At 73.1% G+C, this 15,000-nt stretch carries 14 protein-coding genes; 7 read left to right on the forward strand and 7 right to left on the reverse strand.

The genetic code is table 11. The features are described 5' to 3' along the window. The first annotated feature begins 99 nt into the window (after positions 1-99). Positions 100-1,686 carry a sensor histidine kinase gene (locus M2302_RS07345; RefSeq protein ID WP_280837164.1) on the forward strand — a complete coding sequence of 529 codons (1,587 nt, stop codon included), beginning with the start codon at positions 100-102 and terminating at the stop codon, positions 1,684-1,686. Then, complete coding sequence (locus tag M2302_RS07350; RefSeq protein ID WP_280837165.1) at positions 1,683-2,393, forward strand: response regulator; 711 nt, start codon at positions 1,683-1,685, stop codon at positions 2,391-2,393. Before M2302_RS07345 ends, M2302_RS07350 begins: the two co-directional genes overlap by 4 nt. Before the next feature lie 17 nt (positions 2,394-2,410). Here M2302_RS07350 and dnaE read toward each other — a convergent pair whose 3' ends face one another. Beyond that, positions 2,411-5,944: a DNA polymerase III subunit alpha gene (dnaE, locus tag M2302_RS07355; RefSeq protein WP_280837166.1), complete on the reverse strand. Its 3,534-nt coding sequence runs from the start codon at positions 5,942-5,944 to the stop codon at positions 2,411-2,413. Between the two features lie 242 nt (positions 5,945-6,186). Between dnaE and M2302_RS07360 the strand changes: the two genes are divergently transcribed. Both M2302_RS07360 and M2302_RS07365 read left to right on the forward strand, forming a co-directional pair. Then, entirely contained in the window at positions 6,187-6,726 is a 540-nt protein-coding gene (locus tag M2302_RS07360) for an RNA polymerase sigma factor (RefSeq protein WP_280837167.1), read from the forward strand. Next, positions 6,719-7,282, forward strand: coding sequence for a hypothetical protein (locus tag M2302_RS07365; protein ID WP_280837168.1), 564 nt, complete (start codon positions 6,719-6,721; stop codon positions 7,280-7,282). The genes M2302_RS07360 and M2302_RS07365 overlap by 8 nt, the downstream gene beginning before the upstream one ends. On the opposite strand, the gene M2302_RS07370 is transcribed toward M2302_RS07365, so the two are convergent. Continuing rightward, positions 7,279-8,688 carry a serine/threonine-protein kinase gene (locus M2302_RS07370; protein WP_280837169.1) on the reverse strand — a complete coding sequence of 470 codons (1,410 nt, stop codon included), beginning with the start codon at positions 8,686-8,688 and terminating at the stop codon, positions 7,279-7,281. The two genes, M2302_RS07365 and M2302_RS07370, sit on opposite strands and share 4 nt — an antisense overlap. A gap of 202 nt (positions 8,689-8,890) precedes the next feature. Between M2302_RS07370 and M2302_RS07375 the strand changes: the two genes are divergently transcribed. The 3 genes from M2302_RS07375 (at position 8,891) to M2302_RS07385 (ending at position 10,999) form a co-directional block, all read left to right on the forward strand. After that, positions 8,891-9,583: a hypothetical protein gene (locus M2302_RS07375; protein ID WP_280837170.1), complete on the forward strand. Its 693-nt coding sequence runs from the start codon at positions 8,891-8,893 to the stop codon at positions 9,581-9,583. Between the two features lie 127 nt (positions 9,584-9,710). After that, positions 9,711-10,052 (forward strand): PadR family transcriptional regulator, encoded by a 342-nt coding sequence (locus M2302_RS07380; protein ID WP_210779409.1) that lies wholly within the window; start codon positions 9,711-9,713, stop codon positions 10,050-10,052. Next, a complete protein-coding gene (locus M2302_RS07385; protein ID WP_280837171.1) occupies positions 10,049-10,999 on the forward strand; it encodes a permease prefix domain 1-containing protein in 951 nt (316 codons plus the stop codon). The genes M2302_RS07380 and M2302_RS07385 overlap by 4 nt, the downstream gene beginning before the upstream one ends. A 49-nt stretch (positions 11,000-11,048) precedes the next feature. On the opposite strand, the gene M2302_RS07390 is transcribed toward M2302_RS07385, so the two are convergent. From M2302_RS07390 to pdxS, 5 genes are all read right to left on the reverse strand, one after another. Continuing rightward, a complete protein-coding gene (locus M2302_RS07390; protein ID WP_280837172.1) occupies positions 11,049-11,612 on the reverse strand; it encodes a GNAT family protein in 564 nt (187 codons plus the stop codon). A gap of 63 nt (positions 11,613-11,675) precedes the next feature. Next, the gene (locus M2302_RS07395; protein ID WP_280837173.1) at positions 11,676-12,290 is read right to left on the reverse strand and encodes a DUF402 domain-containing protein; all 615 of its coding nucleotides are present in this window, start codon (positions 12,288-12,290) and stop codon (positions 11,676-11,678) included. A gap of 5 nt (positions 12,291-12,295) precedes the next feature. Then, a complete protein-coding gene (locus M2302_RS07400) occupies positions 12,296-13,048 on the reverse strand; it encodes a YebC/PmpR family DNA-binding transcriptional regulator (RefSeq protein WP_088962808.1) in 753 nt (250 codons plus the stop codon). A gap of 295 nt (positions 13,049-13,343) precedes the next feature. Next, positions 13,344-13,949, reverse strand: coding sequence for a pyridoxal 5'-phosphate synthase glutaminase subunit PdxT (gene pdxT / locus M2302_RS07405; RefSeq protein ID WP_280837174.1), 606 nt, complete (start codon positions 13,947-13,949; stop codon positions 13,344-13,346). 88 nt (positions 13,950-14,037) lie between these two features. Continuing rightward, positions 14,038-14,955, reverse strand: coding sequence for a pyridoxal 5'-phosphate synthase lyase subunit PdxS (gene pdxS, locus M2302_RS07410; protein ID WP_280837175.1), 918 nt, complete (start codon positions 14,953-14,955; stop codon positions 14,038-14,040). Positions 14,956-15,000: the final 45 nt, after the last annotated feature.

Below are 15,000 nucleotides of genomic sequence, written 5' to 3' on the forward strand. Positions count from 1 at the left end.
CGCGTCTCATCACAAGGCAGCCTTGCGGTCATTCTGTTCATCCCGTCGGAGCACGCGCGACGCGTGCCGGTGACGACGGCGCGGACGAGGAGGGGAAACATGGCCCGGCGGCAGTGGAGCATCGCGGGGCAACTGTTCGCTCTCCAGGCCGTGGTGGTTACCCTGCTCGTCCTGGCCGGCGCCGCCGGGGCCGTCTGGCTGGCCCGCAGCGACTCCCGGCAGGCGGCACAGGAGGAGGTGCTCGCGGTGGCGCAGACCGTCGCCCGCTCCCCCGACGTCCGCGCGGCGCTGCGCAGCGCCGACCCCAGCGCCGCCCTCCAGCCGTACGCGGAGGCCACCCGAGTGGCGACCGGCACCGACTTCGTGGTGGTGATGGCGTCCGACCGCACCCGTTACTCGCACCCGCACCCGAAGCGGATCGGCCAGCCGTTCGTCGGCGACATCGCGCCGGCTCTGGCCGGCCGGCCGTTCACCACCACCAACGTGGGCACGCTCGGCGAGTCGGTGCGCGCGGTGGTGCCGGTGTACGACGACGAGCGGCTCGTCGGCCTGGTCTCGGTCGGCATCACCACCGAGGCGATCGATCGCAAGCTGCTCGGGCAGTGGCCGGTGCTGCTCGGCGTCGCCGCACCGGCGCTCGCCCTCGCGGCCACCGGCTCCTGGCTGCTCAGCCGTCGGCTGCGTCGGCAGACGCACGGCCTCGGGCCGGCCCAGATGACCCGGATGTACGAGTACTACGACGCGGTGCTGCACTCGGTGCGGGAGGGCCTGCTGGTACTGACCACCGACCGCCGGGTGGCGTTGGTCAACGACGAGGGCCGCCGGCTGCTCGGGCTGGACGCGGACGCGCCGCTGACCGACCGGCCGGTGGCCGGGATCGACCTGCCGCCCGCGGTGGCCGAGCTGCTGACGTCGGCCCGGGACGCTCGCGACGAGCCCGTCCTGGCCGGTGACCGCGTGCTGGTCGCCAACCAGCGGACCGCCCGCTTCGAGGGCATCACGCTCGGCACGGTGCTCACCCTGCGCGACCAGACCGAGCTGCGCACGCTCGCCAGCGAACTCGACTCCGTACGTGCGTTGACCGAGGCGTTGCAGGCGCAGACCCACGAGTCGGCCAACCGGCTGCACACCGTGCTGACTCTCGTGGAGCTGGGCCGTACCGACGAGGCGGTGCGGCTGGCCACCCGGGACCTGGCCGCGGCGCAGCAGCTCACCGACCGGGTGGTCGGCGCGGTGACCGAGCCGGCGCTGGCCGCCCTGCTGCTCGGCAAGTCGGCCCAGGCCGGTGAGCGCGGCGTGGACCTGGTGATCGACCCGGAGTGCCGGCTCGACGGCAGCCCGCTGCCCAGCGCTGACCTGCTCACCGTGGTGGGCAACCTGGTGGACAACGCGCTGGAGGCGGTCGCCGGCAATCCGCCGCCGCGGCGGGTCCAGGTCTTCGTCGGCGCGGTCGACGGCGAACTGGTGGTCCGGGTCGATGACAACGGCCCGGGACTGGACCCGGAACGGGTGAACGACGCGTTCCGGCGCGGCTGGTCCACCAAGAGCGCGGGCCGCGGCCTCGGCCTGGCGCTGGTCGGGCAGGTGGTCCGCCGGCACGGGGGCAGCTACGAGGTTGACCGCTCGAACGACGGCGGGAGCCTGTTCACCGTCCGGCTGCCGGTCGGGGGCGGCGAGGCCCGATGAACGACATCCGGGTGCTGGTGGTCGAGGACGAGCCGCTGCTGGCCGAGGCGCACACCGCGTACACCGAGCGGGTGCCGGGTTTCGTGGTGGCCGGGGTGGCGCACACCGGCCGGGAGGCGATGGCCGCGCTGCGCCGGCGCGGCGGCGCGGACGTCGACCTGGTGCTGTTGGATTTCCGCCTGCCCGACGTGCACGGCCTGGACGTCTGCCGGGCGTTGCGCGCGGCGGGCAGCGGCGTCGACGTGCTCGCGGTGACCTCGGCCCGGGACCTGGCGGTGGTGCGTACCGCGGTCTCCCTCGGGGTGACCCACTACCTGCTCAAGCCGTTCACCTTCGCCGCCTTCCGCGACAAGCTGGAGCGCTACGCCGACTACCGCCGGCAGGCGCTCGCCGACGGCGAGGTGGCCGCCCAGCACGAGGTGGACCGGATGTTCGCCACCCTGCGCGGTGCCGCCCCGCACACCCTGCCCAAGGGGCTGGACGTGCAGACCCTGCACCGGGTGCTCTCCGCCCTGGCCGACCGGCCGCGAGCCACGCCCGCCGACGCCGAGGCCGGGCTGTCGGCGACCGAGGTGAGCCAGCGCACCGGCATCTCCCGGGTGACCGCGCGCCGCTATCTGGAGTACCTGGTGACCATCGACCGGGCGGTCCGCAGCCCTCGCTACGGCACGCCCGGGCGCCCCGAGGTCGAGTACCGGCCGACCTGACCGGCACCCCGGCCGGGTCAGCTCACGTTGGCCGGGCCGAGCACGCTCTTCAGGTCGCCCATCAGCGCGGTGGTCGCCGCCACCCGGAACGGGCCCAGCCGCAGCGTGGTGGTCTTGCCGCCGTTGAGCAGCTTGACGTGCACCTCGGTGTCGCCGGGGTGCAGCACCAGGGTCTCCTTGAGCCGTTCCACCAGCGGCGGCGTGCAGCGGTGCACCGGGATGGTGAGGGTGACCGGCTTGTTGGCCGGGTTGCTGCTGACGTCCGGCATGGACATGTCCATCGCCATGATCCGCGGCGTGTCGTCGCGACGGTCCACCCGGCCCTTGACCACCACGATGGCGTCCTCGGCGATGTACTGCCCGATCACCTCGTAGGTGTTCGGGAAGAACAGCGTCTCCACGCCGCCGGCCAGGTCCTCTAGGGTGGCCGAGGCCCAGGCCCGGCCCTGCTTGGTGACCCGGCGCTGCACGCCGGAGAGGATGCCGGCCAGGGTGACCACGGCGCCGTCCGGGACGGTGCCCTCCTCGGAGAGGGCGGCAATGGTGGTGTCCGCCGCCGCGCCGAGGACGTGCTCCAGGCCGAAGAGCGGGTGGTCGGAGACGTAGAGGCCGAGCATCTCCCGCTCGAAGGCGAGCTTGTCCCGCTTGTCCCACTCGCTGTCGCTGATGGTCGGCATGACCGTGGTGCTGCCGCCGGTGTCGGCGTCGCCGAAGCCGGCGCCGAAGAGGTCGTACTGGCCGACCGCCTCCTTGCGCTTGACGTCGGCGTACGCGTCGATGGCGTCGGCGTGCACGGCGAGCAGGCCCTTGCGGGTGTGCCCGAGCGAGTCGAAGGCACCGGCCTTGATCAGGGATTCGATGGTCTTCTTGTTGCAGGCCACCGCGTCGACCTTCGACAGGAAGTCGTAGAAGTCGGCGTACTCGCCCTTCTCCTCCCGGCACCGCATGATCGCGGCCACCACGTTCGCGCCGACGTTGCGGACGGCGGCGAGGCCGAAGCGGATGTCCTTGCCGACCGGGGTGAACGGCCCGGCCGAGGTGTTCACGTCCGGCGGCAGGACCTGGATCCGCATCCGGCGGCACTCCGACAGGTAGAGCGCCATCTTGTCCTTGTCGTCACCGACCGAGGTGAGCAGCGCCGCCATGTACTCGGCCGGGTAGTGCGCCTTGAGGTACGCCGTCCAGTACGACACCAGCCCGTACGCGGCGGAGTGCGCCTTGTTGAAGGCGTAGCCGGCGAACGGGACCAGCACGTCCCACACCGCCTGGATCGCCTGGTCGGAGTAGCCGCGCTCGCGGCAGCCGTCCCGGAACGGGATGAACTCCTTGTCGAGGATCTCCTTCTTCTTCTTGCCCATCGCCCGGCGCAGCAGGTCGGCCTGGCCCAGGGTGTAGCCGGCGAGGATCTGCGCGGCGCGCTGCACCTGCTCCTGGTAGACGATCAGGCCGTGGGTGGGCGCCAGGATCTCCCGCAGCGGCTCCTCCAGCTCCGGGTGGATCGGGGTGATCTCCTGGAGGCCGTTCTTGCGCAGCGCGTAGTTGGTGTGCGAGTCGACGCCCATCGGGCCGGGCCGGTACAGCGCCAGCACGGCGGAGATGTCCTCGAAGTTGTCCGGCTTCATCAGCCGCAGCAGGGAGCGCATCGGCCCGCCGTCGAGCTGGAACACGCCGAGGGTGTCCCCCCGGGCCAGCAGCTCGTAGGCGGCCTTGTCGTCCAGCGGCAACCCCAGCAGGTCGAGTTCCCGGCCGTGGTTGAGCTGGATGTTCTTGACCGCGTCGTCGATGATCGTCAGGTTGCGCAGGCCGAGGAAGTCCATCTTCAACAGCCCGAGCGACTCGCAGGTCGGGTAGTCGAACTGGGTGATGATCGCCCCGTCGGCGTCCCGGCGCATCAGCGGGATGTGGTCGATGATCGGCTCGGCCGACATGATGACGCCGGCGGCGTGCACGCCGGTCTGCCGGATCAGCCCCTCGATGCCCTTCGCGGTGTCGATGACCTTACGGACGTCCGGGTCGGACTCGTAGAGGCCACGGATCTCGCCGGCCTCGGCGTAGCGCGGGTGCTTCGGGTCGAAGATGCCGGAGAGCGGGATGTCCTTGCCCATCACCGCCGGCGGCATCGCCTTGGTGATCCGGTCGCCGACCGCGTACGGGAAGCCGAGCACCCGGGCCGAGTCCTTGATCGCGGCCTTCGCCTTGATCGTGCCGAAGGTCGCGATCTGGGCGACCTTGTCCTCGCCCCACTTGTCGGTGACGTACTTGATCACCTCACCGCGCCGGCGCTCGTCGAAGTCGATGTCGACATCGGGCATCGAGACGCGCTCGGGATTGAGGAACCGCTCGAAGATCAGGCCGTGCGGGATCGGGTCCAGGTCGGTGATGCCCAGGGCGTACGCGACCAGCGAGCCGGCGGCCGAGCCACGGCCCGGGCCCACCGCGATGCCCTGGCTCTTGGCCCATTGGATGAAGTCGGCGACCACGAGGAAGTACGAGGGGAAGCCCATCTGGTTGATGACGCCCAGCTCGTACTCGGCCTGCGCGACGTGCCCCTCCGGGATCCCGTTGGGGTAGCGGCGGGCCAGGCCGGCGAAGGTCTCCTTGCGGAACCAGGACTCCTCGGTCTCCCCCTCGGGCACCGGGAAGCGCGGCATCAGGTTGTGGAACTCGAACATGCCGGCCGGGTCGACCTTCTCGGCGACCAGCAGGGTGTTGCGGCAGCCCTGCTGCCACAGCTCCGAGGAGTCGACCGCGCGCATCTGCTCGGCGGACTTGATGAAGTAGCCGCCGCCCTCGAACCGGAACCGGTTCGGGTCGTCGATGTTGCTGCCGGTCTGTACGCAGAGCAGCACGTCGTGCGCGGTGGCCTGGGCCTCGTGGGTGTAGTGCGAGTCGTTGGTGACCACTGGCGGGATGTCCAGCTTGCGGGCGATCTCGGTGAGCCCGTCGCGGACCCGGCGCTCGATCGAGAGGCCGTGGTCCATGATCTCCAGGAAGTAGTTCTCCTTGCCGAAGATGTCCTGGTAGCTGGCGGCGACCTTGAGGGCCTCGTCGAACTGGCCCAGCCGCAGCCGGGTCTGCACCGCGCCGGAGGGGCAGCCGGTGGTGGCCATGATGCCCTCGGCGTGCTCGGCGATCAGCTCCATGTCCATCCGGGGCCACTTGACGTAGTGGCCCTCCATGGAGGCGCGCGAGTTGAGGGTGAAGAGGTTCTTCAGGCCGGTGGCGTTCTTCGCCCACATGGTCTTGTGGGTGATGGCGCCGTTACCCGAGACGTCGTCGCTCTTCTGCTCCGGCCGGCCCCACTTGACCCGCGCCTTGTGGAAGCGCGACTCCGGCGCGACGTACGCCTCGACGCCGAGGATCGGGGTGATGCCGGCGGCCATCGCCTGCTTGTAGAAGTCGTTCGCGCCGTGCATGTTGCCGTGGTCGGTGATCGCCACCGCCGGCATCCCGAGCCGGTTCGCCTCGGCGAAGAGGTCCTTGAGCCGGGCCGCCCCGTCGAGCATCGAGTACTCGGTGTGTACGTGCAGATGCGCGAACGAATCGCCCATGCGTGGCGCCCCCCCGGGTCGGTCTCATGGGTGGTCGGAAGTCGGTCGGCCCACCCTATCCCCGGGCCCACGGACGGCTCCAGCAGCCGCGCGGACAGACCGCCGCCGGGTGGTGTGGATCTCCCGGGGAGCCCGCCCGAGGGGGTCGCGGCCGGGTCGGCTGCCCGACTCGGGGATCCCGGGAAGGCCGGTGCCGCCGTAGCCTGGACGGCACGGCGCACCGGCGGATCGGGGACGGTGTGATGCTTCTCGCGGACGACATCGACGACCTGGCCAGGGCGGCCGCGCGCGGCGAACCGGGCGCGGTCGACGCGCTGCTGGCGGCCGTGCGTCCCGAGGTGCTGCGGCTCTGCGCCCGCCTGCTGCCCCACCGGGAGGATGCCGAGGAGGCGTGCCAGGACGCCCTGCTCGCGCTCGCCCGGGGCATCGGCCGCTTCGAGGGCCGGTCGTCGTTCCACACCTGGCTCTACCGGCTCACCGCCAACCGGGCCCGCTCGACGTACCGGGCGCTGCGCCGGCGCTGGCAGGTCGAGTCCGGCGGCGTGCCGCTGCCCGATGCGCCCGACCCGAGGCGCACCAGCGTGGTCGCCGGCACCCGGCTGGACCTGCTCGACGCGCTGGACGCGGTGCGCCCCGAACTCGCCGAGGCGGTGACGCTGCGCGACGTGCTCGGGCTGAACTACCGCGAGATCGCCGCCCTGCTCGACGTGCCGGAGGGCACCGCGAAGTCCCGCGTCCACCTGGCCCGGAGGCAGGTCCGGCAGCGGATGTCCGGTGACTGAGACCGGGCACCGCCGGATCGTCGCCCTGCTCGCGGCCGCCCGCCGCTCGTCGGGTCCGGTGGCCACGCTGGCCCTGCTCGCGGCGGTGGCGGCCTGCGGGCAGACTCCGGTCGCGCCGCTGCCGGTGCGGCCGCCGACCCCGGCGGTCACCCCGTCGACCCCCGCCGCGCCGGCCCCGTCCGCACTCCCCGGCCCGGCCACGCTCGCCGCCACGCCGCGACCGCCCGCCCCGGTCGGACCCGCGCCGACCCGCGGCAGGGGTACCCGCTCACCGTCGCCGAGCCCGCGGTCGAGCGCCTGCCTCGGCCCGGTCCGCTACGACCTGGTCCTCGCCGAGACCGAGGTGGCCCTGCTGAAGTCGCTGTGTCTGGCCGCCGGTGGGGTGCTGCGCATCCAGGGCATCGGCCCGGGCGAGGTGACCGTGGACCGGGAGGACCTGGTCTCCCGCAACTACGAGGCCGGGGTGGTCGACATCCGGTTCCTGCGCGCCGGCACGGTCCGGGTGACCATCCCGCAGGGCGGCGAGGCGCACCCGGTCGCCGTGGTGGTGGTCTAGTCGCCGGAGGCGCGGACCCCGGCCAGCAGCGCGTCCACGAAGTCCGTCCCGCCGCCGGCGGGCGGCGTGACCTGCACGTAGAGCAGGGCGTCCCGGCCGGCGGTGAGCCCGGCCGCCTCGACGAGCACCGGCCGGCCGGCCGGGCAGGCGTACCGGACCACCACCCAGTCGACGCCGGCCTGCCGGGTACGCCGCACCGGCGCGGCCACGCAGTCCGCGTGCGGGCGCTCGGCGACGAACCCCTCCGCCGTGGTACGCCGGGCGGCGCTGGCGGAGAAGCCGACGAAGGCCCCCGGCACGTCCGGGTCGGCGGCCCAGCGGTCCGGGTCGGCCGCGACGATCAGCGCCGGTTCGAGCCTGCCGTCGTCGCCGTACTGTCCGGCCCAGCCGGTGCCGGTGGCCCGCCATCCCGCCGGCAGCGCGACGCTGAGCGGCCCGCTGGTCCCCCGGCCGGTGTCGGCGCGGGGCGGCCCGGTGTCCCCGGCGGCGGCGCCCAGCATGACCAGCGCCAGGGCGCCCGCGCCGGCCAGGCCGAAGCGGCGGGCCGACCCCCGGCTCGGCCGAGCGGGCACCGTCGTGCGGTCGCCAGCGGGCGGGTCGGCCGGATGCCGGTCGTCCGCGCCGGCGGCGGCCGGGGAGGCGGCACGGCGCAGTGCCGCCCGGAAGGCGTCGGCGTCCGGGTAGCGGTCGGCGGGGCGGACCGCGGTGGCCCGGCGCAGCACCGACGGCACGGCGGCCGGGACGCCCGGCCGCCATCGCAGTGTCGGGCCGGGACCGCCGTCGGGGTCGCCGAGCAGCCGCAGCCCGAGCCGACCCAGCCCGAACACGTCGCTGCGGGTGTCCACCACGGCCAGTGGGTCGTCCTGCTCGGGGGCCATGTAGCCGGGCGTCCCCGCCCGGGCGGTCAGCCCGGACGCGGCGGCCAGGGCCTTGGCCAGTCCCAGATCGGCGATGAGCACCCGCTCACCGGTCGCACCGGAGGCGAACAGGATGTTGCCCGGGGTCAGGTCGCGGTGCACCACCCGGTGCCGGTGCAGGACCGCGACCCCGGCGGCGATCTCGCCGAGCAGGGCCAGCGCCTCCGCCGCCGGCAGCGGCCCCGTGGCCAGCCGGTCCCGCAGGCTGCCGCCGTCGGCCCAGGCCAGCACCGCGTACGGGCGGCCGTCGGGCAGCTCGCCGACGCCGTGCACCCGGACCACCCGGGGGTGGTCGAGCCGCCGCAGCAGCCGCGCCTCGTCCAGGAACCGTTCCCGCACCCGCAGGTCGTGACTCCAGTTCTCGGCCAGCACCTTGATCGCCACCCGGGAGTCCAGGACGGGATCGTGGCCCAGCCAGACGGTCGCGAACGAGCCCGCGCCGAGCAGTCGCTCGATCCGGTAGGAGCCGATCCACGCCGGAGTGCTCATCGCCCCACCCTCGTCGGCAGTCCCCGCTGCGACGGTAACCGGTGCGGACGGGTGGCGGGGACCGCCGGAGCGCGCTGGCGGAGACCGCCGGGAGCGGGTCCGACCGGTGCGGGTGGTCCGGTCGGAAACCCGACGAACCGAGGTGGCGGGCGGGGAGACGAACAAGACGACAGGACAGCACCACCACCGAAGGAGTTCCGTCATGAACCGTCTGTCGTCCACCGTCCTCGCCGGCGCGCTGGCCCTCTGCGCCGTCGTACCCGCGCTGGCCGGCCCGGCCGCCGCGCGGCCCGCCGCCGACGCTCCGACCGTCGTGCGCCCCGGCACCGCCGCCGACGCTCCGACCCGCCCCGGCACCGCCGCCGGGGCCCCGGCCACCGTCGCCGCCGCGTCCACCGACCGCGCCGACCGGCGTCGGGCGGCGAAGGCGCCGGCCGTCCGGGGCGCCGGTTCGGTCGACCTGCTCAGCGTCCGGGGCGCCGGACCGTTCCGGATCGGCGCGCGCCTGACCCGGCTCTCGGCGGCCGGCCTGATCGGCTGGACGGCCGCCGGCTGCGCCGGCGTGGTCCACGCCGGCGTCACCGGCGACTGGGCCGGGAAGATCGTGCTCGCCTTCCGGGACGGGCGGCTGGTCTCGGTCGGCACCGCCGCCGCACCGCCCCGCTCGCCGGCGGGAGCGAGCGTCGGCATGTCCTTCGCCGAACTGGAGGAGATCTACGGCCGGCGCGGTGAGCTGATCAGCAACGACGCCGGCGACGCCACGGCGTACCTGGTCCGGTTCGGCAGCCGGGTGGAGCTGTTCACCGGACACCCGATCCGCCCCGGCGTCGGCTGGTTCGAGGCCGGGCGCGCGGACTTCGTCGAGCGCGGCTTCCGGCAGGGCCGGTCCTGCTGAACCCGCCCGCACGAGGGGCGCCGGCATCCCGCCGGCGCCCTTTCGTCGTGGAGCGACACATCGTTCCCCTCCGGCACAACGCTATCGGCCTCGACAATACTGTGTGCCGCACAGTATGGTGTGACGCATGGTTAGCGAGGAGATCCTGCGGACCCATCTCCAGGAGTTGCGCCGCGGCACGGTGGTGGTGGCGAGCCTGGTCGCCCTGCGTCACCCCGACTACGGCTACGCGCTGCTGCAACGGCTGGCCGCGCACGGCTTCCCGGTCGACGCCAACACGCTCTACCCCCTGCTGCGCCGACTGGAGGAACAGGGCCTGCTGACCAGCGAGTGGAACACCGAGGAGAGCCGCCCGCGCAAGTTCTACCGCACCAGCGAGGAGGGCGAGGCCGTGCTGCGCCGACTCCTCGACGACCTCGCCGCCGTGCAGACCTCCGTCGCCGGGCTGATCGAAGGAGTGGACCGATGAGTACCCTGACCGACCGCTACGTCGCCGCCACCCTGCGGGCCGTGCCCGCGCCGCGCCGGACGGAGATCGCCACCGAGCTGCGCGCCTCCATCGAGGACATGATCGACGGCCGGACCGCCACCGGGGAGGACGCCGCCGCGGCCGAACGCGAGGTGCTGACCGAGATGGGGCACCCGGAACGGCTCGCCGCCCGCTACGCCGACCGCCGGCTCCAACTCATCGGCCCCACCTACTACCTGGTCTGGCAGCGGTTCCTGAAGGGGCTGCTCGCCGTCGTCCCCGCCACCGTCGGCGTGGTGGTGGGCGTGATCAGGGCGACCGTCGAGGGCGAACCCGGCCCGGCCGTCGGCGCCGGCATCACCGCCGCCCTCCAGACGGCGGTGCAGATCGCCTTCTGGGTCACCCTCTGCTTCGCCGTGCTCGAACGGACCGACACCTCGCTCAACCTGCCCGACTGGACCGTGGACCAGCTACCCGAGGGCCCGGTCGAGCGGGACGTACGACTCACCGACACCTGCGCGGCGGTGGCGATGCTGCTGCTCACCCTGGCCTTCCTGCCCTGGCAGCACTTCCAGCCCTGGGTGACGGACACCGACGGCGGGCGGATCCCCGTGCTCGACCCGGCGCTGTGGCGCTCCTGGCTGCCGGTGCTCGCGGCGGTGCTGGTCGCGAGTCTGGCGCTGGAGATCGCGAAGTACCGGGCCCGGCGGTGGACCTGGCCGCTGGTGGCCGTCAACGCCGCGCTCGACCTGGCCTTCGCCGTGCCGGTGGTGGTGCTGCTGCTCACCGACCGGCTGCTCAACCCGGACCTGGTCGCCCGGTTCGGCTGGCTGCGCGAGCGCGAACACCTGGACGCCGTCGCCACGGTGTCGGTGGTGGTGATCGCCGTGATCACGCTCTGGGACGTCGTCGACAGCGTGCTGAAGGCCCGCCGCCGCGAGGCCTGAGCAGAACCATCCGGCCCGGCGCACACGGGGGCGCCGGGCCGGGGGCGATTCAGCGCCGGCCGGCCCGCCACTCGCGCGCCAGCAGGGCGTACACCGCCTCGTCGGTCCACTCCCCCTTGACCAGCTCGTTCTCCCGCAGGTGCGCCTCCCGGCGCATCCCGAGCCGCTCCAGCACCCGGGCCGAGGCGGTGTTGCGGGCGTCCAGCCGGCCGACGATCCGGTGCAGGCCCAGCTCGTCGAAGCCCAGCCGCAGCATCTCCCGGGCCGCCTCGGTGGCGTACCCGCGGCCGGCGTGGTCGGGGTGCAGGACGTACCCGATCTCGCCCTGCCGGTGCGCGACGCTGGTCCAGATCAGCAGCACGTCACCGATCACCGCGCCGGTCTCCCGCAGCACCAGCGCCAGGTTCAGCACGTCGCCTTCCGCGCGCAGCGCCACCCGGGCGCGCTTGCGGGCCAGCGCCTCCCGGCTGGCGGCCTCGTCGTTCGGCCCGAAGTAGAGGTAGCGGGTGACGTCGGCGCGGGACTGATAACCGTGCAGGGCGGCGAAGTCGTCGGCGGTGAACAGCCGCAGGTCGAGGCGGTCGGTGCGCAGCGGGAGGTCGGGGACGAGCATCCCGGCAGGCTACGGCGGGAGCGGGTAACCGGTCAGCCGAGTTTCGCCGGCGTCACGGCCGCTTCAGCAGGGAACGGCGTCCCACCCGGCCGGCAGGCGCGGCCCGGCCCAGGAGGGGTCCGGCCGCCAGTGCGCCCAGCCCTCGTCCCACCAGCGCCGGCCCGCGTCGAGCAGGGCGGCGATCCGGTCTCCCTCCCCGCGGATGGCGTCGGCCATGCCCGGGTAGCGCCCCTCGGTGAGGCGCTGGGCGAACATCTCCACGTCCTTCCAGACGTACCGGTCGGCGCCCGCCGGCCACCACAGGTCCAGCTCGTGGTCGAGGGTGTCCACTCCGATCGGGGTACGCCGGAACGGGTCCTGGAGGTTGAAGTACCAACCGGCGAAGGCGCGGTCCTCGCCGGCCCAGAAGACGTCCACCGAGTGCGCCTCACCCGGGCGCTGGAGCATCAGCTTGCCGTGCCCGGACCAGGCCGTGTGGCCGGCGGTCTGCCAGGGGTGCCGTCCACACGGGAAGGTGCCGCCCTCCGGGAAGCCGAACTCGGCCCCTGGCGGCAGGTAGAGCGCGAGCAGGTCGGCGGAGTCCTCGACGCAGATGGTCGGGCAGCCGAACCAGACCTCGCCGCGCAGCACCTCCCGCCGGACGACCACGTCGCCCGGCGGGAATCGCCGTCCGGTCACCGGGGTCAGGCGTCGACCGCGGCCAGGACGTCGTCGGAGACGTCGAAGTTGGCGTAGACGTTCTGCACGTCGTCGCAGTCCTCGAGCACGTCGATCAGCTTGAAGACCTTGCGCGCGCCGTCGGCGTCCAGCGGCACGTTGACGCTGGGGATCAGGGAGGACTCGGCCGACTCGTACTCGATCCCGGCGTCCTGCAGGGCGGTGCGGACCGGAATCAGGTCGGTCGGCTCGGAGACCACCTCGTACGCCTCACCGAGGTCGTTGACCTCCTCCGCGCCCGCGTCGAGCACGGCCATCATGATGTCGTCCTCGGTCGTGCCGGCCTTGGGGACGATCACGACGCCCTTGCGGGAGAACATGTACGACACCGAGCCGGCGTCGGCGAGCGAGCCGCCGTTGCGGGTCAGCGCGGTACGGACCTCGGTGGCGGCCCGGTTGCGGTTGTCGGTCAGGCACTCGATGAGCATCGCCACGCCGTTCGGGCCGTAGCCCTCGTACATGATCGTCTGCCAGTCGGCGCCGCCGGCCTCCAGGCCGGAGCCCCGCTTGACCGCGCGGTCGATGTTGTCGTTCGGTACCGAGTTCTTCTTGGCCTTCTGGATGGCGTCGTAGAGCGTCGGGTTACCGGCCGGGTCGCCACCGCCGGTGCGCGCCGCGACCTCGACGTTCTTGATCAGCTTGGCGAACATCTTGCCGCGCTTGGCGTCGATGACGGCCTTCTTGTGCTTGGTGGTCGCCCACTTTGAGTGGCCGGACATCTCGTACCTCCGTCTGTCATTCCACGCCTGCGTCGACAGCCCGCGCCGACTCCACCCCGCAACCGGCGACAGGACGGCCGGTCGGCTCCGCGTGGAGGGCTGCGGCGGGCGATGGCCCTGCCGAACCGCGGCAATCCTACCGAGGTCGTGCCCCGGCTTGTCACACCCGGCACCCGTCCGGGCGGCGTCGGGGGCACCCGGGCCATGAGGAAGACAACCCGCGCGGACCGGAAAAAATGCCCGCCCGGCACGCGGGAGGGCCCTTCCGGATCGGAAGGGCCCCGCGCACATCCGCTCAGGCGGCGCGGACCAGGTCCACGAAGTAGCGGTGCAGCCGCAGGTCGCCGGTGAGCTCCGGGTGGAACGAGGTGGCCAGCAGGTTGCCCTGCCGGACCGCGACGATCCGCTCGGCGGCCGGGCCCTCGCTGACCCGGCCGAGCACCTCGACGCCGTCGCCGACCCGCTCGACCCACGGGGCCCGGATGAAGACCGCGTGGAACGGCTCGCCCGCGACCCCGGCGATCTCCACCGGCGCCTCGAACGAGTCGACCTGCCGGCCGAACGCGTTGCGCCGCACCGTCATCTCGATGCCGGCGAAGCCGCGCTGGTCGGGCCGGCCGTCCAGGACCTCGGTGGCCAGCATGATCATGCCGGCGCAGGACCCGTAGACCGGCATCCCACCGGCGATCCGCTTGTCGATCGGCTCTCGCATCTCGAAGATGTCGGCCAGCTTGCTGATCGTGGTGGACTCGCCGCCGGGGATGACCAGCCCGTCGACCGCGTCCAGCTCGGCCGGGCGGCGTACCGGGCGGGCGTCCGCGCCGGCGCCGGCCAGGGCCGCGACGTGCTCGCGGACGTCACCCTGCAGCGCGAGCACACCGATGACGGGTGCGTCGCTCATGTGACCGCTCCTTCTGGTTCCTGCGCGACGGCGGGCCGGCGCGCCGGCCCGCCGTGCGTTCCCGGTCCCGGCGTACGCCGGAACCTGCTCACCAACCGCGCTCGGCCAGCCGGTGCGGCTGCGGGATCTCGTCGACGTTGATGCCGACCATCGCCTCGCCGAGGCCGCGGGAGACCTTGGCCAGCACGTCCGGGTCGTCGTGGAAGGTGGTGGCCTTGACGATCGCGGCGGCGCGCTGGGCCGGGTTGCCGGACTTGAAGATGCCGGAGCCGACGAAGACGCCCTCGGCGCCGAGCTGCATCATCATCGCAGCGTCGGCCGGGGTGGCGATACCACCGGCGGTGAAGAGCACCACCGGCAGCTTGCCGGTCTCGGCGACCTCCTTGACCAGCTCGTACGGGGCCTGGAGCTCCTTGGCGGCGACGAACAGCTCGTCGGCCGGCAGCGAGCTGAGCCGGGCGATCTCCTGCCGGATCTTGCGCATGTGCATTGTGGCGTTGGAGACGTCACCGGTGCCGGCCTCGCCCTTGGAGCGGATCATCGCCGCGCCCTCGGTGATCCGACGCAGCGCCTCGCCGAGGTTGGTCGCGCCGCAGACGAAGGGCACGGTGAAGGCCCACTTGTCGATGTGGTTGGCGTAGTCGGCCGGGGTGAGCACCTCGGACTCGTCGACGTAGTCGACGCCGAGGGACTGCAGGATCTGCGCCTCGACGAAGTGGCCGATCCGGGCCTTGGCCATGACCGGGATGGAGACGGCGTTGATGATGCCGTCGATCATGTCCGGGTCGCTCATCCGGGACACCCCGCCCTGGGCGCGGATGTCGGCGGGCACGCGCTCCAGCGCCATCACGGCGACGGCGCCGGCGTCCTCGGCGATCTTGGCCTGCTCGGCGGTGACCACGTCCATGATCACGCCGCCCTTGAGCATCTCGGCCATGCCGCGCTTGACGCGGGCGGTGCCGACGAGGGAGGTGGCGCCGGCGTTCTGGGAGGTGGTTTCGGGCACGGGTTATCGCTCCTCGGACCTGCTCGGGGGGTGGCTACGGCTGAT

The sequence above is a fragment of the Micromonospora sp. A200 genome, from assembly GCF_029893845.1.
GTDB lineage: Bacteria > Actinomycetota > Actinomycetes > Mycobacteriales > Micromonosporaceae > Micromonospora > Micromonospora purpureochromogenes.